This is a genomic window from Pannonibacter indicus (assembly GCF_001418225.1).
Classification (GTDB): domain Bacteria; phylum Pseudomonadota; class Alphaproteobacteria; order Rhizobiales; family Stappiaceae; genus Pannonibacter; species Pannonibacter indicus.
The window spans coordinates 393,480-418,801 of sequence record NZ_LIPT01000003.1; the positions used below are offsets into that span (position 1 = coordinate 393,480).

Below are 25,322 nucleotides of genomic sequence, written 5' to 3' on the forward strand. Positions count from 1 at the left end.
GATGCGTTATCTGCCGCTTTCCGACACTGACCGCGCCGACATGCTGGCGCGCGTCGGCGTGTCATCCATCGATGAGCTGTTCGCCGATATCCCGGAAGCCGCCCGCCTCAAGGGCCTCGTCGACCTGCCCAGGCGCAAGTCCGAGATCGAGGTGGAGCGCCACCTGAACCGAATGGCCGGCAAGAATGTCGCTGCCGGTTCCGTGCCCTTCTTTGTGGGGGCAGGCGCCTACCGCCATCACGTTCCGGCAACGGTGGATCACCTGATCCAGCGCTCCGAATTCCTCACCTCCTACACGCCGTATCAGCCGGAAATCACGCAAGGCACCCTGCAGTATCTGTTCGAGTTCCAGACGCAGGTCGCCCGCCTCACCGGCATGGAAGTGGCCAACGCCTCCATGTATGACGGCTCCACCGGTACCGGCGAAGCCGTGCTGATGGCCCACCGCGTCACCCGACGCAACAAAGCGGTTCTCTCCGGCGGGCTGCATCCGCAGTACCGCGCCGTGGTTGAGGGCCTGTCGAACCTCTCCGGCGACAAGGTTGAAGTACTTCCCGCCGATCCGATGGGCACCGAGGACATTCTGGCGGCCATCGACGGCGAGACGTCCTGCGTCGTTGTGCAGTCGCCGTCCTTCTACGGCCAGATCATCGACCTGAAGCCGATTGCCGAGAAGGCTCACGCCCATGGCGCGCTGCTGATCGCCGTCTTCACCGAAGTGGTGTCGCTGGGGCTTATCGAGCCGGCTGGTACGCAGGGCGCTGATATCGTCGTCGGCGAAGGCCAGTCCATCGGCAATGGCCTCAATTTCGGCGGACCTTACGTTGGCCTCTTCGCCACCAAGCAGAAATACATGCGGCAGATGCCGGGGCGCCTGTGCGGCGAGACCGTGGATGCGGAAGGCAAGCGCGGCTTCGTGCTGACGCTCTCCACCCGCGAGCAGCACATCCGCCGCGAAAAGGCGACGTCGAACATCTGCACCAACTCCGGCCTTTGCGCGCTGGCCTTCACCATCCACATGACGCTGCTGGGCGAAGCCGGGCTGACGCGCCTGGCCCGGATCAACCACGCCAATGCGGTGAAGCTGAAGAAGCTGCTGGCCGCCGTCCCGGGCGTCGAAGTGCTGAACAAGGCCTATTTCAACGAGTTCACCGTCACCCTGCCCAAGGTGGCGGATCAGGTTGTCGAGGCGCTCGCCGAACGGGGCATCCTCGCCGGTGTGCCGGTGTCGCGGCTGGAGCCGCGCAACAAGGACCTTGCGAACCTTCTCGTTGTCGCCTCGACCGAAATCAACACCGATGAAGACCGCGCTGCCTTCGCAACCGCGCTCAAGGAGGTGCTGGCATGAGCATGAACACTCAGGGACGCCCGACCGCTGCGGGCGATGCGGGCGCGGCATTCCGGCCCAGGACCTTCACCGGCAACCGTGCGCTCGACATGGAAGAGCCGCTGCTGTTCGAGATCGGCCGCCTCGATGTGACGGGCGTTGATCTGGACGAGCCGGAGGCTTTCGAGGCGGAGCTGGGCACCCACGCCCGCACGTCCAAGATCGGCCTGCCGGGCCTTTCCGAACCGGAGACGATGCGCCATTATGTGCGCCTGTCGCGCAACAATTACGCCATCGACAGCGGGCTTTATCCGCTCGGCTCCTGCACCATGAAGCACAACCCGCGCCTCAACGAAAAGATGGCGCGCGTGCCGGGCTTCGGTGACATCCACCCGCTGCAGCCGCTGTCCACCGTCAAGGGGGCTGTGGAACTCATCTCCGAGCTGGGCGACTGGCTGATGGAACTGACCGGCACCACCGCCGTGGCCATGAGCCCGAAGGCCGGCGCCCATGGCGAGCAGTGCGGCATGATGGCAATCAAGGCCGCGCATATCGCTGCGGGGCGTGATCCGAAGATCGTGCTGGTGCCGGAAAGTGCCCATGGCACCAACCCGGCCACCGCTGCGCTCCTCGGCTTCAAGGTCGTTGCCATCGACGCCAAGGACGACGGCACGGTGGATCTGGCCTCGGTGAAGAAGGCGATTGCGGAGAATGACGGCAACATCGCCGCCATCATGCTGACCAATCCGAACACCTGCGGGCTGTTCGAGCGGGACATCATGGAGATTGCCGCCGCCATCCACGCCGCCAATGCCTATTTCTACTGTGACGGCGCCAACTTCAACGCCATCGTCGGCAAGGCGCGGCCGGGGGATCTGGGCATCGACGCGATGCACATCAACCTGCACAAGACCTTCTCCACCCCGCATGGTGGCGGCGGACCGGGCTCCGGCCCGGTGGTTCTGTCGGACCGTCTTGCTCCGTTCGCGCCGCTGCCGTTTGTCCGCAAGTCGGACAGCGGGCTGGAGCTGGTGGAAACGGAAGCTGACCTCAAGGATGGCGAGAAGCCGTTCGGCCGCATGACGGCCTTCCACGGCCAGATGGGCATGTTTGTCCGGGCGCTGACCTACATGCTGAGCCACGGCTCGGACGGTTTGCGCCAGGCCTCCGAAGATGCGGTGCTGAACGCGAACTATGTCCGCGTTGGCCTGCAGGATCTGATGAGCCTGCCCTTCGGCGAGCGCCCCTGCATGCATGAAGTGCTGTTCGATGACAGCTTCCTCAAGGACACGGGCGTCACCACCCTCGACTTCGCCAAGGCGATGATCGACGAGGGCTATCACCCGATGACCATGTATTTCCCGCTTGTTGTCCATGGGGCGATGCTGATCGAGCCGACCGAGTCCGAAAGCCGGGCTTCGCTCGACCTGTTCGTCGCCACGCTGCGGGATCTCGTGATGTCCGCCAAGCGCGGTGAGACGGAGCGCTTCACCGGTGCGCCGTATCTTGCCCCGCGCCGCCGCCTTGATGAAACCCGCGCGGCCCGCAGCCCGGTTCTCACCTGGAGCGAACCGGCCCCGGCCAGCGTCACCCCGGCTGCGGCGGAGTAAGCAAGCTGTCAGCCTGACTGGATCCAAGGCCCGGCGTCACTGCCGGGCCTTTTTCTTGCTGCCTTGCGCTTCTGCGCAAATTTCACGGGATTAAAGTATTGATGCTTCCATGCGTTGTGGGCGCTTTGCCGGGGCTGGGAGGACATGGCGGGCGCAGGCGATGCCAGGTCAGGTATGGTTCATCAGTTCAAGAATCCGGCCGGGGAAGCGGCGGAGCTTTACGGCAATGCCGGGGATCTGGGGGCGCCGGGTTACGGTTGCGGGCGAGTTTCTGAGCTTCCCAGGAACGGGCTGCGCCATTCATCCGCTCGTCATTTCCATGATGCCGGGGAGGTAACGGGCTGGCATCAGCACCATTGTCCGGTCTTCTGCTATGTGCTGGAGGGAGAGATTACGGTCACCTATCAGGGGGGACAGACGCGCCTCTTCCGCCAAGGCGAGTGCATGGTGGACGTCATGCGTGTGACACATCAGGGCGAAAACACGGGCCAGAGCCTGACCCGTATTCTCACTGTCTTTCTCAATGGCGATGGCCTTCCGGAAAAGGCCGCCTTGCCGGAACCTGACGAGCTGAAGCACAGTTCACCGGCTCCCTTCTGATCTCATGCCAAGGCTCTGAGATGCTGACGCATCACGCCTTGAAGATGCTCAAGCCCTTCATGGCGCAGCCATGCCGCTTGACAGACGGGATGGTTCCGGGGCATCTATCCTGCGATGATCAAGACTGCCGCCACCTTTGTGTATTTTTATTACGTCACCTCCATACCGGCGGCTGCGTAGGATCTTGCTCATTTGATCAAACCCGAAAAAGCCGCCGCGTCAGGCGGCTTTTTGGTTTTCAAAGGCTCTCCTGACAGGGGCAAACTCCCGAAGGAAGCCGCAAGTGACCCAGCATATGATCGAGGCCGGAAAACCGGCCAGCCCGCTCAAATCCGAAGCTCTGCAGGTGTTGTTCGAGCGCGGGCTCGTCAACCAGACCACGGAACTGGAGGCGCTGGATGCGCGCCTCGCAGAGGGGCCTGTCACAGTCTATGCCGGTTTTGATGCCACGGCCGCCAGCCTGCATGTCGGCCATCTGATGCCGCTGATGACCATGCGCTGGCTGCAGAAACTCGGCCACCGGCCCATCATCGTTCTGGGCGGTGGCACCAGCCAGGTGGGTGATCCCAGCTTCCGCAATGAGGCCCGTCCTATCCTCGAAAAGCAGCAGATTGCCGCCAACATCGCCGGCATCCGCCGCTCGGTGGAGACGCTGATCGACTTCTCCGGCGCGGAAGGCGCGCTGCTGGTGGACAATGCCGACTGGCTGACGGAAGTGAAGTTCCTCGAATTCCTGCGCGATTACGGCAGCCATTTCACAGTGAACCGCATGATGACCTTCGACAGCGTCAAGTCGCGGCTTGAGGCGCAGATGCCGCTGACCGTGCTGGAATTCTGCTACATGATGCTGCAGGCGGTGGATTTCCTGGAACTCTCACGCCGCCATGGCTGCAGCTTGCAGGTCGGCGGTTCGGACCAGTGGGGCAACATCATCAACGGCGTCGAGCTTGGCCGCCGCGACGGGCGCAAGCTGCATGGGCTGACCGTGCCGCTGGTGACCACGGCGAGCGGGGCCAAGATGGGCAAGACGGCGGCCGGTGCCGTGTGGCTGCATCCGGAGCATCTGTCGCCTTTCGGCTTCTGGCAGTTCTGGCGCAACACGGCAGATGCGGACGTGCCGCGCTTCCTGCGGCTTTTCACCGAGCTGCCCCTGAGCGAGGTGGAGCGCCTGTCCGATCTGCAAGGCGCCGAACTCAACGAGGTGAAGAAGCTGCTGGCGACCCACGTCACCGGCATCGTCCACGGTGCCGATGCTGCCCGCCACGCGCTGGAGCAGGGCGATGCGCTGTTCTCCGGTGACGAGATGAGCGCCGAGCCGACCCACACTCTGCCGCTCGCCATGCTGGCGCAGGATCTGGGCTTGCTGGAGCTGCTGGTTGCCACGGGCTTTGCCGCCTCCAACAGCGACGCCCGGCGTCTGGTTGAGGGCGGCGGCGTGCGTCTCAACGGCAATGTCGCCGACGATCCGCGCCGCCGCATTTCCAGCGGAGATCTGGGCGCCAACGACCGCCTGACCCTCGCCGCCGGCAAACGACGCAAGGCGCTGGTGGCGTTTGGGTGAGGATATACCAACTCCCGATAAGTTTGACTTATCGGGAGTTGGTCAAGTCCGTGCGGCGCTTGAGCCATTTCAAGGCGTGATGCGTCAGCATCTCAGCGCCTTGGCATTGGCGGCGAGGCGGCGGGCCACAATCCGCCGCCTGCCATATCCATCAGGAAAAGCTGCGGATCATTGTCATCAGGAAGGCCTGCTGTTCGACTTCAGCCTGTGCAGGGTTGCTGGTATCGAACATTGTTTGTGGGAAATACTCAACATTGCTGCGGATCGGGATCGACAGGCTGCGCCCGGTGGAGGGCAGCGGAATTGTCAACTCCTGCTTGCTCTGGCCAGCCTGCATCAGGCAGGTCAACAACCCGGGAAAACGGCTTTCGTAAAAGCCTGTGATTGCCTGAGGCATGGTAACTGTGTGACCCCGGTGAACGCCATTGACCGCTCCCGGTCGGAAGTCAAGCATGTTGAGGGGTTGATACTTGTTGTTCGTCGCCGTCGCGCTGCCGCCGAAGAACAGTCCCTGCAGGGGACCGGCGTTGATATAAACGGTTTCCTCTCCCATCGGGATCGGGTTGTTGGCTGCATTGAACGCGATGAGCTGCTGCGTGCTCTTCTGATTTGCTTGCGAAGCCAGCAGGTTGTTACCGATCGTGGTTTTGTTGTTGCCAAGCTGGACCGAGTAGATCGTGTTATTTGCAAGATTTGCCTGAATCGTCTGGTTATCGTTCCACTGGCCTGCATACATGTAGACTTCGCGGCCCGCCTTCTCGGAGATGAGAAAGCCAGCCCGGTGCAAGGGGCGGTAACGGATGAAGTTCACGGCATTGTCGATGAAATAGAGGCTCGGAAATTGGCCGTCTTCGATGCTGTACTGACCGGCATTGTTGGCAAGGCGCAGGGTGCCAAGCAGGAAGTTGGCCGGAATGACGGGCCGGATCGGCGTGGGATTTGCAGGCATCTTAGTAATCCTCTCAACAGGAAGGCTTGGGGAAGGTGGCAAGCTGTCCTGAGGAAGGGCCGGCAGAAGCAAGGCCAGCAGGCTGGCGGCCTCTTCCTCAGGAGAAAGAGGCTGTGTCTGCTGGCGGTTCTGCCTGAAAAAGCGGTAGGCCAAAGCGGCCAGCATCAAGTCCATCTGGGTCACCGTTCCGGGCAGGACATGCCCACACGTGCAAGGACGCCTGATGCTCATTCATGTGAAAAAGGCCCGGAGCGAGGGCTCCGGGCCTTGAAAGCTGCTTGCAGGATCGCGCTCAGCTGATCCGCTTGCCGTCCGCGTCCAGAACCTTTTCGCCGTCTTCCTTGGTGAAGGCGCCCTTGTGGGTGTCGGGCAGGATTTCCAGCACCACTTCCGAGGGACGGCAGAGGCGGGTGCCAAGCGGGGTGATGACGAAGGGGCGGTTGATGAGGATGGGCTCGCACATCATCGCGTCGAGCAGCGCCTCGTCATCAAGGTCCGGGTTGCCAAGGCCCATCTCCTCGAAGGGCGTACCCTTCTCGCGCAGGGCGCCGCGCACGGTGAGGCCTGCGGCGGCGATCATCGCGGCCAGGTCCTCGCGGGCAGGCGGGCTCTTCAGATATTCGATGACCGTGGGCTCTATCCCGGCGTTGCGAATCATTTCCAGCGTGTTGCGCGAGGTGCCGCAGGCAGGGTTGTGATAGATCGTGGCATCCATGGTTCAGGCCTGTCCTTCTGTGATGCTGCGGGCCGAGACCGCGCGGGAGGCCTCGTACCAGCCCTTGCTGCGGTTGACGACGGCAACGAGCGCCAGCATCACCGGCACTTCGATGAGCACGCCCACGACCGTGGCGAGCGCTGCGCCGGAATTGAAGCCGAAGAGGCTGATGGCGGTGGCGACGGCCAGCTCGAAGAAGTTCGACGCGCCGATCAGGGCGGAAGGGCCTGCGATGCAATGGGCTTCGCCGGCCACCCGGTTGAGGATATAGGCAAAGCCGAAGATGAACACGGTCTGCAGCAGGATCGGCACGGCCAGCAGGGCGATCACCAGCGGCTGGGCAAGGATTTGGCTGCCCTGGAAGGCGAAGAGCAGCACGACAGTCAGCAGCAGGGCGCCGATGGACAGCGGCTGGATCTGCTCCTGAAAGCGCGCCAGCGCGCGGCCATCGCCAGATCCAAGCGCCTTGCGCAGCATCTGCGCGGCGATCACCGGCACGACGATGAACAGGGCAACCGAGATCAGCAGCGTATCCCAAGGCACGATGATCGAGGAAACGCCCAGCAGCAGCGCGACGATGGGGGCGAAAGCCAGCACCATCACAGCGTCGTTGAGGGCAACCTGCGTCAGGGTGAAAGGCGGGTCGCCCCGGGTGAGGTTCGACCAGACGAAGACCATGGCCGTGCAGGGCGCGGCCCCCAGGAGGATCAGCCCGGCGATGTAGCTGTCGATCTGGTCCTGCGGCAGCAGCGGGGCAAACAGCCAGCCGATGAAGATCCAGCCGAGCACCGCCATGGAGAAGGGCTTCACCGCCCAGTTCGAGAACAGCGTGATGCTCATGCCGCGCCAGTGCTGGCCGACCTGCCGGATGGCGGCAAAGTCGATCTTCATCAGCATGGGGATGATCATCAGCCAGATCAGCGCGGCGACGGGCAGGTTGACCTTGGCGATTTCCAGCGTGCCGATCACCTCGAACACCTGCGGCAGCAGGTGGCCGAGGGCGATGCCGGCGATGATCGCCAGCCCCACCCACAGCGTCAGGTAGCGTTCGAACAGGGACATGGATCACTTCACCTTTTCAGCAAGGGTGGTGGCACCTTCGAGGGTGCCGATGTCGGCAAGCTTCTTCTTCAGGGCCATGGCGTCGATGGAGGCCAGGGGCAGATTGATGAAGGCGCTGATGCGGTTCTTGAGATAGCGGGCAGCCTGGCCGAAAGCCTGCTCCTTCTCGAACGCTGCGCCTTCAAAGGCGGCAGGATCCTCGATGCCCCAATGGGCTGTTACCGGCTGGCCGGGCCACACGGGGCAGGCTTCGCCAGCGGCGTTGTCGCAGACCGTGAAGACGAAATCGAACTGCGGTGCGCCGGGCACGGCGAATTCGTCCCAGCTCTTGGAACGGAACCCTTCTGCCGGATAACCAAGGGCCTCCAGCGTCTTGAGGGCAAGCGGATGGACCTCGCCCTTCGGCTGGCTGCCCGCAGAATAGGCGTGGAACCGCCCGCCGCCTGTCGCGTTCAGGATGCCTTCGGCGAGGATGGAGCGGGCAGAATTGCCGGTGCAGAGGAACAGCACATTATAGGTCTTCTCGGTCATGGCAGGCTCCTTATGGCATCCGGCTGTCAGGCAATGGGGCACAGGCCGGAGAACAGGTATCCGTGCAGCTTCCGGTCAGTTCGGCGATCAGCGGCTCGCACAGGCTGGCCTTGCCGCCGCAGCAATCTTTCAGGAGGTAGAGCATCATCTGCCTGAGCTGCTCGGGATTCGCGTGATAGACGATAGAGCGTCCTTGCCGCAGTCCTGTGACAAGTCCTGCTTGCGAAAGAATCGTCAGATGCGCGGAAAGCGTGTTCTGCGGCACGCCGAGGCGCTGGGCGAGGTCACCGGCGGCAATGCCATCGGGTTCTGCCTGCACGAGTGCGCGGAAGGCCTGAAGGCGGGTCGCCTGAGCAAGGGCTGCAAGGGCAGCGATGGTTTCTAGCTCATCCATATATCCAGAATTATGGATATATAAGGGGCGAGTCAATCCCCCTGCGCCGGACTGGTGCACAAAAAACACCCCCGGCCTCGGGGAGCCGGGGGTGTTCCGGGAATTCGCGGGGACGCGAATGTCCGGCCTTTCGCCTATGGATCAGGCGAAGAGGCGGGATCTGAGTTCCTTGCGCAGGTCATCCACCGGGTTGAAGCTGCCCCGGTCCTTCAGGTGCCAGAAGGTCCAGCCATTGCAGCTTTCCGCGCCCTGAACGAGCGCACCCACCTTGTGGATGGAGCCGGAGTGCTGGCCGCTGACCAGCGAACCGTCAGCGCGCACAATGGCCAGATGCTTGCCCTTCGGGCAGATGAGTTCGGTGCCCGGTTCCAGCAGGCCAGCCTCCAGCAGCGAGCCGAAGGGAATGCGCGGTTCCGCGCGCTTGCCCTTCTGCATGTCGAGGGACACGCCCTCGGCCGGCACGATGGCATTGATGCGGGCAGTGGCCGCATCGATGTAGCTCTGCTCGCGCTCGATGCCGATGTAGTTGCGGCCAAGGCGCTTGGCGACGGCGCCGGTGGTGCCGGTGCCGAAGAAGGGATCGAGCACCACATCGCCCGGACGGGACGAGGCCGTCAGCACGCGGTAGAGCAGGGACTCCGGCTTCTGGGTTGGATGGACCTTCTGCCCGTCCTCATCCTTCAGCCGTTCCGCACCCGTGCACAGCGGCAGGTGCCAGTCGGAGCGCATCTGACGGTCTTCGTTGAAGGTCTTCAGCGCCTCGTAGTTGAACACCGGCTTGGAGGACTTTGACTTCGACGCCCAGATGATCGTCTCATGGGCGTTGGTGAAGCGCTTGCCGCGGAAATTCGGCATCGGGTTGGACTTGATCCAGACGATGTCGTTCTGGATCCAGAAGCCGAGATCCTGCAGGATCGCGCCGACGCGGAAGATGTTGTGGTAGGAGCCGATGACATAGAGCGAGGCATCGTCCTTCATTACACGGCGCACGGCCAGCAGCCATGCGCGGGTGAAGGCATCATAGGCCTCGAAGCTCTCGAACTGGTCCCAGTGATCGTCGCAGGCATCCACCTTCGACTGATCGGGACGGTGAAGATCACCGCCGAGCTGAAGATTGTAGGGCGGATCGGCAAACACCAGATCCACCGACTTCGAGGGCAGCTTGCTGAGGGCGGCAACGCAGTCGCCCTTCAGGATCGTGTTCAGCCAGGCCGGAGTGGCGGCATTGTCTTGGGTTTCAAGGGGTGCCACAGAGGACACCCCAGTACGCAGAACTTTCATTGCGACGCAGCACCTCACGCAATTTCGAAGCTCATGGTTACCGGATCTGGTAAATCGCGGGTTAAGGCGTGCTCTAATTTTTCTTTTTGATTTCAATGCTTTCTTTAGGTTTGTGAAACCCGTGCGGGAAGTTAACTTTTGGCCTTGGAAAAACTGGCGGAAATAGTGTGCTTTTCCGGCCGGCAGGGCCTGGAAGGGCCTGTCCGCATTAACCATGATCCCAGGCAGCGGGGGCGGAGAGAAAGCGGTGCCGGGGCCCTGATGTGTCCGCGCGGATTCACCATGCTGACTCTGTCATGCCCCTGCAATACGATTCCATCAAACTGAAAAATCATTCGCGTGATGAAAAATATTTCAAAAAATGACGTCTTTGGCTTGACGAAAGCAGGCCTCTGTTAGAGCCTGCCCGGTTAAGAACAATAAGGAGAACGCATTTGAAAAACCGGCCCTACCGAAATCCCCTCACGGATCCCCGCCCGTTCGTGCTGGCGCCCGCTGCGCCGCTGGAACCCTTCACCGATGCGGCCGCCGCCGTCGCCCGGCTGATGGAGCTGTTCGAGCGCAACACCGCCTTCATCCGGGACGCCTTCCGCGATCTCGTGGCAGGGACGGCGCCCGAGGGCCGGGTGAGGGCCTATTATCCGCAGATCCGTCTGATCACGGAGAGCCATTCGCGCCTCGACAGCCGCCTGCCGTTCGGGTTTGTTTCGGGGCCCGGCATTCATGGCACCACGATTACCCGGCCGGATCTGTTCCAGCAGTATCTGACGCAGCAGATTGCCCTGCTGATCCGCAATCACGGGGTGCCGGTGCTGGTGGGGGACAGCACGACACCGATCCCGCTGCACTTCGCCTTCTATGATGGCACCCATGTGGAAGGGGCAGGGGATCTGGCCGGAGAGCGGCCGCTGGCGGACATGTTCGACCTGCCGGACCTGACACTGATGGACGACGCCATCGCCAACGGCACCTATGAGCCGGTGGATGGCATCATGCCGCTGGCGCCTTTCACCGGTCCGCGCATCGACTATTCCCTGCACCGCCTGCAGCACTACACCGCGACGGCGGCGGAGCATTTCCAGAACTACGTGCTTTTCACGAACTACCAGTTCTACATCGACGAGTTCTGCCGCATGGCGGAAGCAGCGATTGCCGATCCGGAAAGCGGCTACACCGCCTTCGTCGAGCCCGGCAACCTGCTGACGCTGGCGGGGCAGAAAACCCCGTCGGCCGGCACGGCGCCGGCCAAGCTGCCGCAGATGCCGGCCTATCACCTGAAGCGGGCCGACAGTTCCGGCATCACCATGGTCAACATTGGTGTGGGCCCTTCCAACGCCAAGACCATCACCGACCATATCGCCGTGCTGCGGCCGCATGCCTGGCTGATGCTGGGCCATTGTGCGGGCCTGCGCAACAGCCAGACGCTGGGCGACTATGTGCTCGCCCACGGCTATGTGCGCGATGACCATGTGCTGGATCAGGACCTGCCGCTGTGGGTGCCGATCCCGCCTCTGGCCGAGGTGCAGGTGGCGCTTGAAAGCGCCGTTGCCGAGATCACCGGTTTCTCCGGCTATGAGTTGAAGAAGGTGATGCGCACCGGCACGGTGGCCTCCATCGACAACCGGAACTGGGAACTGTGGGACCAGCGCGGCCTCGTGCAGCGCTTCTCCCAGTCCCGCGCCATTGCGCTGGACATGGAATCGGCCACCATCGCCGCCAACGGTTTCCGCTTCCGTGTGCCTTACGGCACGTTGCTCTGTGTCTCCGACAAGCCGCTTCACGGCGAGTTGAAGCTGCCGGGCATGGCGACGGATTTCTACAAGCGGCAGGTGGCACAGCATCTGGAAATCGGCATGCGGGCCATGGAGCTGTTGCGGTCGATGCCGCCGGAACGCCTGCATTCGCGCAAGCTGCGCAGCTTTGCGGAGACGGCCTTCCAGTAGGTCCGGATTTGACGGCAGGTGGGCGCTGCCTGCCGTCTTTGCCCTGTAAAAGAGGACAGGCACTCTTGCCACTGTCCGTCCGGGGGCACATTTGACCTGAGGGCAGGCGCGGAGGCGAAGGCATGAACTGGACGGAACCGCTGAACAATTACTGCGAGCGGCTGGACGCCAGTTTCTGGTCCGAGCCGGTCAATGCCATCACTAATGCCTCCTTCATTCTGGCGGCGCTGGTGGCCTTCCTGATGTGGCGCAAGCGGGCGCCGGACGACTGGCTGGCTCTGGCGCTCATCCTGATCACACTGGCGACGGGTATCGGCTCCTTCCTGTTCCACACCTTCGCCAACCGCTGGTCGCTGCTGGCGGATGTGATCCCGATTGCCCTTTTCATCCATGTCTATCTCTTTGCGGCGCTGAACCGGTTTCTGGGACTGCGCTGGTACTGGGCGGCGGGCATAACCGGCCTCTTTTTTGTGGCCTCGCCTTTCGCCGGGCGGCTTTTTGCCCCGCTGGTGGGCTCTTCCGCCGGCTATCTGCCAGCACTTGCCGCCATCTTCGTCGTTGCGGCTCTGGTCTGGCGCTCCAATGCCCGGCTGGCGAAGGGGCTTGCGGCGGCAGGTGTGGTGTTTGCTGCCTCGCTCACCTTCCGCACGCTCGACATGCCGGTGTGCGACAGCCTCGCACTGGGCACCCATTTCATGTGGCATATCCTCAACGGACTGGTTCTCTTCCTGCTTTTGCGGCTGCTTTTGCCTGCAACCGGTGGAGCAGGTGCGAAATAAGGTTGAACCGCACGCGCGGATGGGCCATGCCTCCTTGAGGGAAAGGCGGCTGAGACCGCTGTTGAGACGAGAGGCGACATGAGCGACAAGAAACCGGCTGGAAGCGACCTGACCGAATCAGCACTGTTCTTCCACAGCCACCCGCGCCCGGGAAAGCTTGAGATCAAGGCCACCAAGCCGCTCGGCAACCAGCGCGATCTGGCTCTGGCCTATTCTCCCGGCGTCGCCGCTCCCTGCCTGGAAATCGCCCGTGACCCGTCCACGGCCGCGCTCTTCACCTCCCGCGCCAATCTTGTGGCCGTGATTTCCAACGGCACCGCCGTGCTGGGCCTCGGCAACATCGGCCCGCTCGCCTCCAAGCCGGTGATGGAAGGCAAGGCCGTCCTGTTCAAGAAATTCGCCGGGATCGATGTCTTCGACATCGAGGTGGACGAACTCGACGTCGACCGGTTCGTCGATGCAGTTGCCGTTCTGGAGCCGACCTTCGGCGGCATCAACCTTGAGGATATCAAGGCGCCGGAGTGCTTCCAGGTTGAAGCCAAGCTGCGCGAGCGGATGAACATCCCGGTGTTCCACGACGATCAGCACGGCACGGCGATTATCGTCGGTGCAGCTGTCAAGAATGCGCTGGAACTGGCCGGCAAGCCGATCGATCAGGTGAAGATCGTCGCCTCCGGCGCCGGTGCCGCCGCGCTCGCCTGCCTCAATCTCATCGTCTCTCTCGGCGCAAAGCGCGAAAACATCTGGGTCTCGGACATCGAGGGTGTGGTCTATGAAGGCCGCGAAGCCCTGATGGACCCGTGGAAGGGCATCTTCGCCCAGAAGACGGACAAGCGCACGCTGGGCGAGATCATCGAGGGCGCCGACGTGTTCCTCGGCCTGTCTGCCGCCGGCGTGCTGAAGCCGGAGATGGTCGCCAAGATGGCGCCGAACCCGCTGATCCTGGCGCTCGCCAACCCCAATCCGGAAATCATGCCGGAAGCCGCACTGGCCGTGCGCGACGACGTGATGATGTGCACCGGCCGTTCGGATTTCCCGAACCAGGTGAACAACGTCCTGTGCTTCCCCTACATCTTCCGCGGCGCGCTGGATGTGGGCGCGACGGCGATCAACGAAGAAATGAAGCATGCGGCGGTGAAGGCCATCGCGGATCTTGCCAAGGAAGAACCATCCGACGTCGCGGCCCGTGCCTATGGCGGCGTGACCGAGACCTTCGGGCCGAAATACCTGATCCCGTCGCCCTTCGATCAGCGCCTGATCCTGCGCATTGCACCGGCGGTGGCCCGTGCGGCCATGGAAACCGGTGTCGCCACGCGCCCGATCGAGGACTTTGACGCCTATCTCGACACGCTGAACCGCTTCGTCTTCCGCTCCGGCCTCGTGATGAAGCCGATCATCCAGGCAGCGACCCGCGAGCCAAAGCGCATCATCTATGCGGAAGGCGAGGACGAGCGTGTTCTGCGCGCGGCCCAGGTGCTGATCGAGGACAAGGTGGCCGTGCCGGTCCTCGTTGGCCGTCCGGACGTGCTGAAGGCCCGCTGCGAGCGTTTCGGCCTGAAGATCCGCCCGGGTGTGGACTTTGAATTCGTCAACCCGCAGGACGATCCGCGCTACCGCGATTATGTGGAGGAGTATTTCTCCTGCGTCGGCCGCAAGGGCGTGCCGCATGATGCGGCGCGAACCATCGTGCGCACCAACTCCACCGTCATTTCGGCGCTGGCCGTGCGGCGCGGGGAAGCCGATGCGGTGATCTGCGGTCTTGAAGGCCGTTTCATCCGCCATCTGCGCGATATCCGCCAGATCATCGGCCTCAAGGCCGGTGTGCGCGACCTCTCGGCCCTGTCGCTGCTGATCAACGACCGTGGCGCGATCTTCCTCACCGACACCTTTGTCTCCGAGGATCCGGACGCGGAAGAGCTGGCCGAGATGGCAAGGCTTGCTGCTGAGGAAATCCGCCGCTTCGGCATCGAGCCCAAGGTGGCGCTGCTGTCGGCCTCCAACTTCGGCTCACGCGAACTGGCCTCTGCCGATAAGATGCGCAAGGCGCTGGACATCCTCTGGAAGGAATGTCCGGAGATGGAAGTGGACGGCGACATGCACGGCGATTCGGCCCTGTCCGAACTGCTGCGCCAGCGCGTCATGCCGGACAGCCGCCTGAAGGGCGAAGCGAATCTGCTGCTCTTCCCAAATCTGGACGCGGCCAACATCGCGCTGAACCTGCTGAAAGTGGCGACGGAGGCCCTGCATGTCGGCCCGATCCTGCTCGGCACAGCCAAGCCCGCGCATATCCTCACCGGCTCGGTGACCTCGCGCGGCGTGGTCAACATGTCGGCTCTGGCCTGCGTCGAGGCACAGAAGAAGGCGGAAGCCTGAGCTATCTATTGCTTGCGCCTGCCGGAGCCAGCGGCACCGGCAGGCGCAACGGCGTTCATCCTCTCCGGCTTGGACAGGCAAAGGGCCTTTTGGAATGAAACCTGCGAAGGACTGCGTCACCAAGGGGGACATCCGGTCCGAGATCGACCGGATCGACGAGCTTCTTCTGAGGCTTTTCGCCGAGCGGCAGACCTATGTGCGCCGGATGGCGCAGATCAAGCAGCACCCGGACGAAGCCTTTGATGCGGAGCGGATCGAGACCATGATCGAGCGGCTGCGCGGGCGGGCGGAAGACCTCGGACTGGAAGCCGCTCAGGCCGAAGCCGTCTGGCGTGTGCTGATCGACTGGAATGTCGATTATGAGCGCCGCACCATTGCCGCCCGGCTGGGGCTCGCGCCGCAGGGTACCGTTTTATCTTGACTTTCAGGCTTCATGCGCCGATACAGGCGCCAAGATACGGTTTGGCCGCCGCGTGAGCGGCCTGCGTCCTCTCCACGCGCCTGCCCCTCACATGTTGTTGCGGGGCACCCGCAGATGCTGCGGTCTGGCAGATCCGGCCCTTCCCGAAAGGTGATCCGCGACGGAGACTGACAGGATGCGTGAGCCGTTCCGCGTCGCGCCAGAGGCTGCGATGCCTTTTCCCAGGTTCCCATTTCACGCGGGGTTCTGACGGTCCGGATTGCCATTTGGCCCGTGCCGTAACCGCCACGAAAGGCTGGTCCATCAAGGGCCGGTCCACCTTGTGCGCGTGCCCTTCGATGCGGCAGGCGCGACAGTTGAAGGTTTTCATTTGACTCAGTTTGAAGCTCTCGGGCTTTCCCAGTCGATCCTCAAGGCCATCGCCGCGATCGGCTACGACCAGCCGACCCCGATCCAGCGCGAAGCCATCCCGCTCATTCTCGCCGGCAATGACCTGATGGGCCTTGCCCAGACCGGCACTGGAAAGACCGCCGCTTTCGGCCTGCCGCTGGTCGAACGCATGCTCGCCAACCCCAAGCCGGCTCCAGCCCGCGCCACCCGCGCCCTGATCCTGGCGCCGACCCGCGAACTGGTGAACCAGATCGCGCAGAACATCATCGGTTTCATCAAGTCGACGCCGCTGCAGGTTGCCACCATCATGGGAGGTGTTTCCATCGGCCCGCAGATCAAGCGCATGTCCCGTGGCTGCGACATTCTCGTCGCCACGCCGGGCCGTCTGCTCGATCTGATCGACCGCAACGCCCTGCGTCTTGACCAGGTGGAATATCTGGTTCTGGACGAAGCCGACCAGATGCTGGACCTCGGTTTCATCCATGCCCTGCGCAAGATCGCCAATCTGGTGCCGAAGAAGCGTCAGACCCTGCTGTTCTCGGCCACCATGCCGAAGCAGATCGAGGAACTTTCCCGCTCCTACCTGACCGATCCGGTCCGCGTGGAAGTGGCTCCGGCCGGCCGCACGGCAGACAAGGTGACCCAGTGCGTTCACTTCGTCTCGAACGGCGACAAGATCAGCCTGCTGATCAACTGCCTGTCCGAGCGCCCCGACGATCTGTCGCTGGTCTTTGCCCGCACCAAGCATGGCGCGGACAAGGTGGTGCGCCGTCTGGAAGCCGCCGGGTTCAAGGCCAATGCCATCCATGGCAACAAGAGCCAGAACCAGCGCGACCGCGCCATCAAGGAACTGAAGTCCGGCGAGACCCGCATTCTGGTGGCCACGGATGTGGCCGCACGCGGCATCGACATTCCGGGCGTCAGCCACGTCTACAACCTCGACCTGCCGGATGTGCCGGAAAGCTACGTCCACCGAATTGGCCGTACCGCCCGTGCAGGGGCCGATGGCGATGCCATCGCCTTCTGCGCGCCGGACGAAATCGGCCTGCTGCGTGACATCGAGCGTCTGACAGGCATCCGCATCCCCGTGGCCAGCGGCGAAGCTCCGCCTGAAGGCCGTGCTGCTGCCAAGCGTCCGGCACGCGGCGGCGGCCAGCAGGGCCGTGGTCAAGGCCATGGACGCGATCAGGGTCGTGGTGATCAGGGCCGCCAGCACAATGCCCGTTCTGAAGGTGGACGTGGCCGTGGTGAAGGCGGCAAGGGCGGTTCCGGCAATGGCCATGGCAAGCCGCAAGGCAGCCAGGGCCGCAAGCCCGGCAGCGGCCAGCGCCGTCCGCAGAACGGCGGTCCGGCCCAGATTGCCGCGCAGGTCCAGTCCCGCAGCGACCGCCGCGACGCCCGCCCATAATACCACCTCTCGATGAGCTTGACTCATCGAGAGTTGGTTAAGCCTGTGCGGCGCTTGAGCAATTTCAAGGCGTGATGCGTCAGCATCGAAAGCCTTGATATAAGGGTGAGGCTGCTTCCGGTGTGAAAATTTCAGGGCCCGGCGGGAAACCGCCGGGCCCTGTTGATTGAAAGCCTTCTCCATCGTCTTCCCGGACGCGCTTGCGCGATCCGGGACCGGAGAGCCGAGGTGCAAGTTGTTTGTCCTGAATGCCTCATACCAAGGCTTTCGATGCTGGCGTATCACTCCTTGAACATGCTCAAGCGCCGTATGGACTTGGTCTCAGCCGATGGACCTTGACTCACCGGTCCCGGATCTCCGCTACGCTGCGTCCGGGAAGATGATCTCGAAGCTGCATATTCTTCAAACAAAAAAAAGCCCGCAGCGGTGGCGTTCCGTTGCGGGCTTTCTGTTTCAGATGGCTGAACTCAGCCGGCGACCTTGGAGAAGTCGGCGACGAGACCGGCGATGTCGCGGATTTCGGCGAGGAGCTTCAGGCGGTTGGCGCGCAGGGCGGCTTCATCGGCGTTGACGAGGATGTCCGCAAAGAACCGGTCGACCGGAGCGCGCAGGGCGGCGAGGGCCTCCATTGCGGCGGCGAAGTCTTCGCCCGAAAGCGCTTCGCTGACCGCAGCGCGGGCCGTGTCGATGGCGCTGGCGAGTGCAATCTCGGCTTCCTCGCGGAAGTGGCTTGCGGCCGGACGGCCGGAAACGGCGGCGCCGTCCTTTTTCTCCTCGGCCTTGAGGATGTTGACCGCACGCTTGTAACCCGCCAGCAGGTTGGCCCCGTCCTCGGTGGCAAGGAATGCCCCCAGAGCCTCGACGCGGCGCACGACCATCAGCAGGTCATCCTGCCCGCCAAGGGCAAAGACCGCATCGATCAGATCATGCCGCGCGCCTTCTTCCTTCAGATGCACCTTCAGGCGGTCGGCGAAGAAGGAGAGGAGGTCCGCCGTGGTGGCGGAGGCATCGGCACCGCGCGCGCCGATCTGCGGCGCTGCTATGCTGCCAAGCCGCAGCCGCAGCTTGTTTTCCAGAATGATACGGATGACGCCAAGGGCGGCGCGGCGCAGGGCGAAGGGGTCCTTGGAGCCGGTCGGCTTTTCGTCGATGGCCCAGAACCCGGTGAGAAGATCCAGCTTGTCGGCGAGCGCAACGGCGACGGCAACCGGGTTCGACGGCACGCGGTCGGACGGGCCCTGCGGGCGGTAATGGTCCTCGATGGCCGTGGCGACGTCGGCGCTTTCGCCCTGGTGGGTGGCGTAGTAGCGGCCCATCAGGCCCTGCAGCTCAGGGAACTCGCCAACCATGCCGGAGACGAGATCGGCTTTGGCCAGCCGGGCAGCGCGGCGGGCTTGATCAGCATCAGCACCGCATGAAGAGGCAAGCTCGGCGGCCAGCGCCTCAAGGCGCTTCACGCGTTCGCCCTGCGAGCCGAGCTTCTCGTGGAAGACGATGCTGTCCAGCTTCGGCAGATTGTCTTCCAGCCGGGTCTTGAGATCGGTTTCCCAGAAGAAACGCGCATCGGACAGGCGGGCGCGGATCACCTTCTCGTTACCCGCGATGATCGTCTTGCCGCCGTCGGCTGCAATCAGGTTCGAGGTCAGCACGAAGCGGTTGGCAAGGCGCCCCGTTGCCGGGTTGCGCAGCACGAAGCACTTCTGATTGGCGCGGATCGTCAGGCGGATGCACTCGTCCGGGATCGACAGGAACGCCTCGTCGAAGGAGCCCGTCAGCACCACCGGCCATTCCACCAGTCCGGCGACTTCCTCCAGCAGGCCTTCGTCTTCCACCAGTTCCAGCCCCAGGGCCATGGCCTGATCGCGCGCATCATGCACGATCACGTCCTTGCGCCGGTCGGCATCCAGAATGACCTTCTGCTTTTCCAGCTTGGTCATGTAGTCGTCGAAGCGGCGGACGGTGAATGTCTCGTTGCCGTGGAAGCGGTGGCCGCGCGTCGTGTTGCCCGCGGTGATGCCGTCGATGTCGAAGGCGATCACTTCCGGCTCTTCCGTTTCCGGGCCGAAGGTGGCGACGATGGACTTCAGCGGGCGCACCCAGCGCAGGGTGCCGGAGCCCCAGCGCATGGATTTGGGCCAGGGGAAGTTGCGGATGATGCCAGGCATCACCTCCGCGATGATCTGTTCCGCCGGGCGGCCCGGCTTCTCGATGACGGCGATGTAGAACTCGCCCTTTTTCGGGTCGCTCTGGATCGTGGCTTCCTCGATGGAGGAAAGGCCCGCACCGCGCAGGAAGCCTTCCAGCGCCTGCGCCGGGGAGCCGACACGCGGGCCCTTGCGCTCCTCGCGGGTGGCCTTCGAGGCAACGGGCAGGCCGGCGATATGCAGGGCAAGGCGGCGGGGCGTGGCAAAGGCCTTTGCGCCCTCATAGGTCAGACCGGCTTCCACCAGCGCATTGGTGACCAGTGACTTCAGGTCATCGGCAGCACGGCGCTGCATGCGGGCAGGGATTTCCTCGCTGAACAGTTCAAGCAGGAGATCGGGCATGGGTCTGAACCTTCGATTGAAAACATCAGGGCAGGGCGCGGGCAAGCACTCGCACACCGCAGCGCGTGTGCCTAGCAAGCCCGGCCCAAAATGTCACCCCCAACCTTGCGGCAGCGCCGCGAAATGAAGCCTTTCCGCCGTCAGTGCAAATTCCGTCAGGGCATGTTTCGGGGACGTGTGCAGATTTAAGAGGTTCGTTTCATGCTTTCTCAATGGGCTTCAAGAGATAATCTAACGAGAGCAGTTTGGAGTTCGCCCTAACTTGGCAAAAATATCAGTAACAAGAAGCCTGTCTGAAATAATGCCTTTGATATCAAGCAGCAAGTTCTGCTTACCTGCAATTGTGGCTGCTGTTCTGTTTGTTATATTTCTGGTTGCGGCTTCTGCTTTAGCCACTGAACAGGGTGATTGGCCATATGCCATTGTGATCTTTTTGTCCTTTCTGTCCAGCGCGGCTGCCGGTGCGTGGGTTGGCTCTGTCCGCAAGACGCATGAACTGTCCGATGCCCTGGAAGAAGCAGAGGCCGCGCTGACGCAGGCGCAGGCGCAAGCCCTGCATGATCCGCTGACCGGCCTGCCGAACCGGCGTCATATCGAAATGGTGTTTCCATCCATGGTGCACATGATGGAGCCGGACGAGTTCCGCGCTGTCATCATGATGGACATCGACGGCTTCAAACCGGTCAACGACGTCTATGGCCACAGCTTCGGCGATCTTCTGCTCAAGGAGTTCGCCGGCCGCCTGATCGAGGCCGTGGGCGAGGGAGGGCTTGTCGCCCGGCTGGGCGGGGATGAGTTTGCCATCGTCACCGGGGTTCTGGCCAACAAGGATGCGGCTGCGGGCGTTGCGCGGCGGGTGCTGAACCGGGTGCAGGAGCCCTTCCTCATCGGCGCCCGGCAGGTCACGGTGGGCTCCGGCATCGGCATCGCCGTTTTTCCGGACAATGGCTATTCCATCGTCGAGCTGCTGCGCCGGGCCGATGTGGCACTGTACCGGGCGAAGACGTCCGGCCGTTCCACGTTCCGCTTCTTCGAGACGGAAATGGATGCGGCGATCCTGCACCGGACGCTGCTGGAGCAGCGGCTGCGCGGGGCGATTGCCGGCAACCAGATCAGCCCACACTTCCAGCCGGTCTGGAACCTGCGCAGCGAGAAGATTGCCGGCTTCGAGGCTCTGGCCCGCTGGACCGACCGGGACTTTGGCAAGGTGCCCCCTTCGCATTTCATTCCCATCGCGGAAGACTGCGGCCTGATGCCGGAGCTGACCGACCACCTTTTGATGAAATCCTGCGAGGCGGCACTGCGCTGGCCCGCCGACATCTATCTGTCTTTCAACCTGTCGCCGGTGCAACTGCATGACCGGATGCTGCCGCTGCGCATCCTGACCATTCTGGGCAACACCGGCTTTCCGCCGGAGCGGCTGGAAATCGAAATCACGGAAAATGCCCTGATCAAGGACCCCAAGACGGCGCGGGAGATCCTCGGCCAGCTCTCCGAAGCGGGTATGCGCATTGCGCTGGATGACTTCGGCACCGGACACTCCAGTCTCAGGTATCTCAGGGACTTCCGTGTCGACCGCATAAAGGTCGACCGGTCCTTTATCGCGGGCATGGGAGAGGGGGGGGGAGAACGCCGCCATCGTCCGCGCCATTCTTGGGCTTGCGGCGGGCCTTGGTATCGAGGCCATTGCCGAGGGGATCGAATTGCAGGAGCAGCGGGAGCAGCTGCGCCACGAAGGCTGCAACTACGGGCAGGGTTTCCTGTTTTCCCATGCGGTCAGCGCGGAAGAGGCTTATGCCCTGCTCTGCGCCAACATTGCACGCCAGCAGATCCTGGACGCCTCGTCTCCTGCTTGACCAAGTTCAAGGCGTCAAGCCTGTGCGGCGCTTGAACATTTTCAAGGTGTGATGCGTCAGCATCGAAAGCCTTGCTATCAACATCGAAAGCCCTGGTATGAGGCGCGGAAAGGGGCACCCGCTGTGCGGATGCCCCTCTGTCATGTCTGCCGGGTTTTGATGGTGAAAGGCGGTCTCAGCCCGAATAGCCGACGCCGCCCGCTGCCGTCTGCAGGAAGGCGCCGCCACAGGCCTTGGCCAGTTCGCGCACCCGCAGGATGTAGCTCTGGCGTTCGGTCACGGAAATCACGCCGCGTGCATCCAGCAGATTGAAGGCGTGGCTGGCCTTGATGCACTGGTCATAGGCGGGAAGCACCATCTGATGCACATCGGCGCCGGCCGCTTCCTTAGCCGCTTCGCCAGCGGCGAGCAGGCGGCGGCATTCTTCTTCCGCATCGCGGAAGTGGCGGAACAGCATCTCGGTATCCGCATGCTCGAAATTGTGCCGCGAGTACTCCTGCTCGGCCTGCAGGAACACATCGCCATAGGTGATCTTGTCCGCGCCTTCGCGGCCGTTGTAATTCAGGTCATAGACGTTATCGACGCCCTGAATATACATGGCCAGGCGCTCCAGCCCGTAGGTCAGTTCCCCGGAGACGGGTGAGCACTCGAAACCGGCCACCTGCTGGAAATAGGTGAACTGCGACACTTCCATGCCGTCACACCAGCATTCCCAGCCAAGACCCCATGCTCCGAGGGTGGGGCTCTCCCAGTCATCTTCCACGAAGCGCACATCATGCACCGACGGGTCGAGGCCGATGGCGTAGAGGCTGTCGAGGTAGAGTTCCTGCAGGTTCTCGGGCGAGGGCTTCAGGATCACCTGAAACTGGTAATAGTGCTGCAGGCGGTTCGGATTCTCGCCATAACGGCCGTCCGAGGGGCGGCGCGAGGGCTGCACATAGGCTGCCCTCCACGGGCGCGGCCCGAGCGAGCGCAGCGTCGTCGCCGGATGGAATGTTCCTGCTCCCACTTCCATGTCATAGGGCTGCAGCACGACGCAGCCCTGATCCGCCCAGTAGCGCTGCAGGGTCAGGATCAGCGCCTGAAAGGAATTTTCAGGGCGCATGTGGTCCGGAAGGGTTTCATTCGGCATCTGGCATTTCCCGGTCGTTCGAGACGGAGAGGGCACGGCGCAGCTGGCCGCCGCCCTGATTGGCCGGAGAGGTGCCACGGAGGCGGGACAAGGTCAAGCCGCACCCGCACGCAGGCGCGTGAATTGGGTGCCTGTCAGCCTGCCGGGGGCAAAGCCCTGCCTATGGCCGCAACGCCCCTCCCCCCCTTGAGGGGGAGATGTCTGCGCCAGCAGACAGAGGGCGGGGCAGCGCTTCGCAAACGCAGGAGCTCTCTTACGAACGGACAGTCAGTTACCCCCTCTGCCCACTGCCGGGGGCATCTCTTCTTAAGGGCAGGAGAGGAACTGGTGCCTGGCTGACAGTCCGGAACGGATGCTGACAGCCGCCGGAGGATCAGTCCTGCGGCATGTAACGGCCCGATCAGTCTTGCGGACGGCAACGGCCCAGTCAGTCTTGCGGCCGGTAACAGCCCAGTCAGTCTTGCGGCCGGTAACGGCCCAATCAGTCTTCCGGCCGGTAACGGCCGGTGCTGGGGTCGAGCTTCAGCGTTACCGGAATGGACGTGCCCGGCGCGGCACGAACCTTCGACAGGCGCCGGTCCACCTTGGCCATCTCACGGCGCATGACGCGGGCAAGAAGGAGGCCGGCGGTTCCGGCAAGGGCGAGGATGGCGAGAGGATGCATGCGGAATATCTCCATATGATGTGCAATCCTCCCGTCCGATCGTGGCGGAGGCAAGGCAAAACGGGCCTCAAGGTGTGGCGTCCCGGTCAAAAAATGTCACAGACCGTAACGGGCCCACAAGCTGCGGCTTTCGAGGGCGCCCAGCACCTCCTCAGTCAGAGCACCTGCGCCCAGCGTGGCCCCGATGCCGCCGCCAACGCCGCCTGAGGATCTGCGGCCGAACAGTCCGCGCGGCTGGCTGATCAGCACCGGCTGCGCCTTCTCGCCGAACCGTTCCTTCAGCACGGAGACAAGATCTCCTTCCTTGTCGGCAAGGCCGAGACTGCAGGCGGTGCGTCCGGTCCAGAACAGGCCGCTGAACAGATCCGGATCCTGCGAGAGCAGTTCCCCGCGCCGCTCCTTGACCATGGTGATGAACACGTCATGGATTTCGGCCTGCAGCGACTTCAGATGCGCCACGTCTTCCGGGTTCTCCGGGCTGAAGGCATCCAGCGACACCTTGCGGCTGCCTGCGGTATAGACGCGCCGTTCCACGCCGATCTTGCTGATGAGTTCGGTAAAGCCAAAGCCAGCGGAGACGACGCCGATGGAGCCGACCACGGAGGACGGATCGACGATGATTTCATCGCCTGCGATGGCGATCATATAGCCGCCGGATGCCGCTACATCCTCCACGAACACAAGCACCTGCTTGCCGTGTTCTTCGGCAAGGGCACGGATGCGCGTATAGATGAGGCGGGACTGCACGGGTGAGCCGCCGGGCGAGTTGACGATCAGCGCCACGGCAGGCGCCTTCTTCATCGAGAAGGCCCGTTCGAGCGGTTTGGCCACGGACGCGAGCGTGAGGCCGCTGCGCAAAGGGCCGGTACTGCCAATGACGCCCTGCAGGCGGACCACAGGAATGGCAGCGCCGCCACGCCCGAGGAGTTTCTGAAATCTGTTCTTGAATGCTGTCAGCATGAAATCCCGTTCCGGCTTGCCAGGGCAGGCGGTAATGCCTGCCAGTGAGCATTAGATAGTGCCGCGCGCGAGAAAATCAGCCTTTGTCTTGGCCGCCAGCTGACTGACAGCTTGCCAGTTGAGGCGCAGGCCCGCCCCCTCATCGTCGCACCACATGACTTCCGCGACGATGGCGCGGGGCATGCCCAGCACGCGCAGATGGATGGTTTTGCCCAGATGCTTGACGCCGGCCGCCTGTACGCGGCATCCGGAACGGGCGGCATCGACGATGCGTCCCGTGACGCGGCGTGTGCGTTCAGGGTCCGTCAGCACCACCTGGATCGAGACGGCGCGGCGCACTTCCTTGCGCTGGCTTTCGGCGCCGCCTGCCACCCCAGCAAAGACAATCGTTGCATCATTGCCGTTGATCGACGTCACCGTCGCTGCGCGGAGGCTTTTTTCGTCGCTGAAGCGCAGGGCGATGTTCTTCTGCAGCAGCTTGATATCGGGAGAGGAGAGAAGGCCCCCCCACTGTGTGAGGTTGCTGATGGACGCCGGAATGCAGGTCAGGCGCTCGATATCGATGGCCAGAACAGTCTGAGCCGCTTGCGTATCAGGTGCAGGCTTGGCCGTGCGGGGGGCTGCGAAACCGGATGGGATCCCGGCTGCTGCAGGCTTGACCACGGCCACAATTCCACCGTCCGGCCCGGATGGTTTTTCCGGCGCCTTTTCCGCTGTCTGGTCCGGCCGTTGCCGCCTTGTCGAGAATGCCGTATCTGTCATCGCCCGCGATGCCCCGCCCAACATATTAGAGCTAGCTGATACAACTTTAACAATGCGT

21 protein-coding genes are annotated in these 25,322 nt (G+C 63.1%); 10 read left to right on the top strand and 11 right to left on the bottom strand.

From position 1 onward, the window contains the following. Window position 1 precedes the first annotated feature (1 nt). From gcvPA to tyrS, 4 genes are all read left to right on the top strand, one after another. Complete coding sequence (gene gcvPA, locus ASC48_RS07630) at window positions 2–1,348, top strand: aminomethyl-transferring glycine dehydrogenase subunit GcvPA (RefSeq protein ID WP_055455137.1); 1,347 nt, start codon at window positions 2–4, stop codon at window positions 1,346–1,348. Continuing rightward, on the top strand, window positions 1,345–2,937 hold the full coding sequence (gcvPB, locus tag ASC48_RS07635) for an aminomethyl-transferring glycine dehydrogenase subunit GcvPB (protein WP_055455138.1): 1,593 nt from the start codon (window positions 1,345–1,347) through the stop codon (window positions 2,935–2,937). Before gcvPA ends, gcvPB begins: the two co-directional genes overlap by 4 nt. Before the next feature lie 144 nt (window positions 2,938–3,081). Further along, entirely contained in the window at window positions 3,082–3,537 is a 456-nt protein-coding gene (locus ASC48_RS07640) for a cupin domain-containing protein (RefSeq protein WP_082440029.1), read from the top strand. Between the two features lie 295 nt (window positions 3,538–3,832). Next, complete coding sequence (gene tyrS, locus ASC48_RS07645; RefSeq protein WP_050471948.1) at window positions 3,833–5,098, top strand: tyrosine--tRNA ligase; 1,266 nt, start codon at window positions 3,833–3,835, stop codon at window positions 5,096–5,098. Between the two features lie 151 nt (window positions 5,099–5,249). Here tyrS and ASC48_RS07650 read toward each other — a convergent pair whose 3' ends face one another. The 6 genes from ASC48_RS07650 to ASC48_RS07675 all read right to left on the bottom strand — a co-directional run bounded on the left by ASC48_RS07650 (window position 5,250) and on the right by ASC48_RS07675 (window position 10,030). Continuing rightward, window positions 5,250–6,221, bottom strand: coding sequence for a hypothetical protein (locus ASC48_RS07650; protein WP_141658898.1), 972 nt, complete (start codon window positions 6,219–6,221; stop codon window positions 5,250–5,252). Between the two features lie 118 nt (window positions 6,222–6,339). Further along, window positions 6,340–6,762, bottom strand: coding sequence for an arsenate reductase (glutaredoxin) (gene arsC / locus ASC48_RS07655; RefSeq protein WP_055455141.1), 423 nt, complete (start codon window positions 6,760–6,762; stop codon window positions 6,340–6,342). A gap of 3 nt (window positions 6,763–6,765) precedes the next feature. Then, a complete protein-coding gene (gene arsB / locus ASC48_RS07660; RefSeq protein ID WP_055455142.1) occupies window positions 6,766–7,824 on the bottom strand; it encodes an ACR3 family arsenite efflux transporter in 1,059 nt (352 codons plus the stop codon). Window positions 7,825–7,827: 3 nt separating this feature from the next. After that, complete coding sequence (locus ASC48_RS07665; RefSeq protein WP_055455143.1) at window positions 7,828–8,355, bottom strand: arsenate reductase ArsC; 528 nt, start codon at window positions 8,353–8,355, stop codon at window positions 7,828–7,830. A 10-nt stretch (window positions 8,356–8,365) separates the two neighbouring features. After that, window positions 8,366–8,749 carry an ArsR/SmtB family transcription factor gene (locus ASC48_RS07670; protein WP_055455144.1) on the bottom strand — a complete coding sequence of 128 codons (384 nt, stop codon included), beginning with the start codon at window positions 8,747–8,749 and terminating at the stop codon, window positions 8,366–8,368. Between the two features lie 141 nt (window positions 8,750–8,890). After that, complete coding sequence (locus tag ASC48_RS07675) at window positions 8,891–10,030, bottom strand: site-specific DNA-methyltransferase (protein WP_055455145.1); 1,140 nt, start codon at window positions 10,028–10,030, stop codon at window positions 8,891–8,893. Between the two features lie 482 nt (window positions 10,031–10,512). Between ASC48_RS07675 and ASC48_RS07680 the strand changes: the two genes are divergently transcribed. The 5 genes from ASC48_RS07680 to ASC48_RS07700 all read left to right on the top strand — a co-directional run bounded on the left by ASC48_RS07680 (window position 10,513) and on the right by ASC48_RS07700 (window position 17,344). Then, window positions 10,513–11,973: an AMP nucleosidase gene (locus ASC48_RS07680; RefSeq protein WP_055455312.1), complete on the top strand. Its 1,461-nt coding sequence runs from the start codon at window positions 10,513–10,515 to the stop codon at window positions 11,971–11,973. A gap of 122 nt (window positions 11,974–12,095) precedes the next feature. Next, entirely contained in the window at window positions 12,096–12,752 is a 657-nt protein-coding gene (locus tag ASC48_RS07685) for a ceramidase domain-containing protein (RefSeq protein WP_055455146.1), read from the top strand. 78 nt (window positions 12,753–12,830) lie between these two features. Then, the gene (locus tag ASC48_RS07690) at window positions 12,831–15,125 is read left to right on the top strand and encodes an NADP-dependent malic enzyme (RefSeq protein ID WP_055455147.1); all 2,295 of its coding nucleotides are present in this window, start codon (window positions 12,831–12,833) and stop codon (window positions 15,123–15,125) included. Window positions 15,126–15,219: 94 nt separating this feature from the next. Beyond that, complete coding sequence (locus ASC48_RS07695) at window positions 15,220–15,546, top strand: chorismate mutase (protein ID WP_055455148.1); 327 nt, start codon at window positions 15,220–15,222, stop codon at window positions 15,544–15,546. A gap of 370 nt (window positions 15,547–15,916) precedes the next feature. Further along, the gene (locus tag ASC48_RS07700) at window positions 15,917–17,344 is read left to right on the top strand and encodes a DEAD/DEAH box helicase (protein WP_055455313.1); all 1,428 of its coding nucleotides are present in this window, start codon (window positions 15,917–15,919) and stop codon (window positions 17,342–17,344) included. Between the two features lie 467 nt (window positions 17,345–17,811). On the opposite strand, the gene glyS is transcribed toward ASC48_RS07700, so the two are convergent. After that, on the bottom strand, window positions 17,812–19,890 hold the full coding sequence (gene glyS, locus ASC48_RS07705; protein ID WP_055455149.1) for a glycine--tRNA ligase subunit beta: 2,079 nt from the start codon (window positions 19,888–19,890) through the stop codon (window positions 17,812–17,814). A 433-nt stretch (window positions 19,891–20,323) separates the two neighbouring features. Here glyS and ASC48_RS07710 point away from each other — a divergent pair, with 433 nt between their 5' ends. After that, window positions 20,324–21,781: a putative bifunctional diguanylate cyclase/phosphodiesterase gene (locus tag ASC48_RS07710; protein ID WP_208975591.1), complete on the top strand. Its 1,458-nt coding sequence runs from the start codon at window positions 20,324–20,326 to the stop codon at window positions 21,779–21,781. Between the two features lie 140 nt (window positions 21,782–21,921). Here the strand turns inward: ASC48_RS07710 and ASC48_RS07715 are convergent, their stop codons facing one another. The 4 genes from ASC48_RS07715 to ASC48_RS07730 form a co-directional block, all read right to left on the bottom strand. Beyond that, window positions 21,922–22,878 carry a glycine--tRNA ligase subunit alpha gene (locus ASC48_RS07715; protein ID WP_055455150.1) on the bottom strand — a complete coding sequence of 319 codons (957 nt, stop codon included), beginning with the start codon at window positions 22,876–22,878 and terminating at the stop codon, window positions 21,922–21,924. 481 nt (window positions 22,879–23,359) lie between these two features. Further along, window positions 23,360–23,542 carry a hypothetical protein gene (locus ASC48_RS07720; protein ID WP_141658899.1) on the bottom strand — a complete coding sequence of 61 codons (183 nt, stop codon included), beginning with the start codon at window positions 23,540–23,542 and terminating at the stop codon, window positions 23,360–23,362. 96 nt (window positions 23,543–23,638) lie between these two features. Further along, a complete protein-coding gene (locus tag ASC48_RS07725; protein WP_055455152.1) occupies window positions 23,639–24,502 on the bottom strand; it encodes a S49 family peptidase in 864 nt (287 codons plus the stop codon). Between the two features lie 51 nt (window positions 24,503–24,553). Continuing rightward, complete coding sequence (locus tag ASC48_RS07730; RefSeq protein WP_167345120.1) at window positions 24,554–25,264, bottom strand: PilZ domain-containing protein; 711 nt, start codon at window positions 25,262–25,264, stop codon at window positions 24,554–24,556. Window positions 25,265–25,322: the final 58 nt, after the last annotated feature.

Coding starts and splice junctions, on each gene's coding strand:
- gcvPA (WP_055455137.1), top strand. CDS start 2: ATGCGTTATCTGCCGCTTTCCGACACTGACCGCGCCGACATGCTGGCG.
- gcvPB (WP_055455138.1), top strand. CDS start 1,345: ATGAGCATGAACACTCAGGGACGCCCGACCGCTGCGGGCGATGCGGGC.
- ASC48_RS07640 (WP_082440029.1), top strand. CDS start 3,082: ATGGCGGGCGCAGGCGATGCCAGGTCAGGTATGGTTCATCAGTTCAAG.
- tyrS (WP_050471948.1), top strand. CDS start 3,833: ATGATCGAGGCCGGAAAACCGGCCAGCCCGCTCAAATCCGAAGCTCTG.
- ASC48_RS07650 (WP_141658898.1), bottom strand. CDS start 6,221: ATGGACTTGATGCTGGCCGCTTTGGCCTACCGCTTTTTCAGGCAGAAC.
- arsC (WP_055455141.1), bottom strand. CDS start 6,762: ATGGATGCCACGATCTATCACAACCCTGCCTGCGGCACCTCGCGCAAC.
- arsB (WP_055455142.1), bottom strand. CDS start 7,824: ATGTCCCTGTTCGAACGCTACCTGACGCTGTGGGTGGGGCTGGCGATC.
- ASC48_RS07665 (WP_055455143.1), bottom strand. CDS start 8,355: ATGACCGAGAAGACCTATAATGTGCTGTTCCTCTGCACCGGCAATTCT.
- ASC48_RS07670 (WP_055455144.1), bottom strand. CDS start 8,749: ATGGATGAGCTAGAAACCATCGCTGCCCTTGCAGCCCTTGCTCAGGCG.
- ASC48_RS07675 (WP_055455145.1), bottom strand. CDS start 10,030: ATGAAAGTTCTGCGTACTGGGGTGTCCTCTGTGGCACCCCTTGAAACC.
- ASC48_RS07685 (WP_055455146.1), top strand. CDS start 12,096: ATGAACTGGACGGAACCGCTGAACAATTACTGCGAGCGGCTGGACGCC.
- ASC48_RS07690 (WP_055455147.1), top strand. CDS start 12,831: ATGAGCGACAAGAAACCGGCTGGAAGCGACCTGACCGAATCAGCACTG.
- ASC48_RS07695 (WP_055455148.1), top strand. CDS start 15,220: ATGAAACCTGCGAAGGACTGCGTCACCAAGGGGGACATCCGGTCCGAG.
- glyS (WP_055455149.1), bottom strand. CDS start 19,890: ATGCCCGATCTCCTGCTTGAACTGTTCAGCGAGGAAATCCCTGCCCGC.
- ASC48_RS07715 (WP_055455150.1), bottom strand. CDS start 22,878: ATGCCGAATGAAACCCTTCCGGACCACATGCGCCCTGAAAATTCCTTT.
- ASC48_RS07720 (WP_141658899.1), bottom strand. CDS start 23,542: ATGCATCCTCTCGCCATCCTCGCCCTTGCCGGAACCGCCGGCCTCCTT.
- ASC48_RS07725 (WP_055455152.1), bottom strand. CDS start 24,502: ATGCTGACAGCATTCAAGAACAGATTTCAGAAACTCCTCGGGCGTGGC.
- ASC48_RS07730 (WP_167345120.1), bottom strand. CDS start 25,264: ATGACAGATACGGCATTCTCGACAAGGCGGCAACGGCCGGACCAGACA.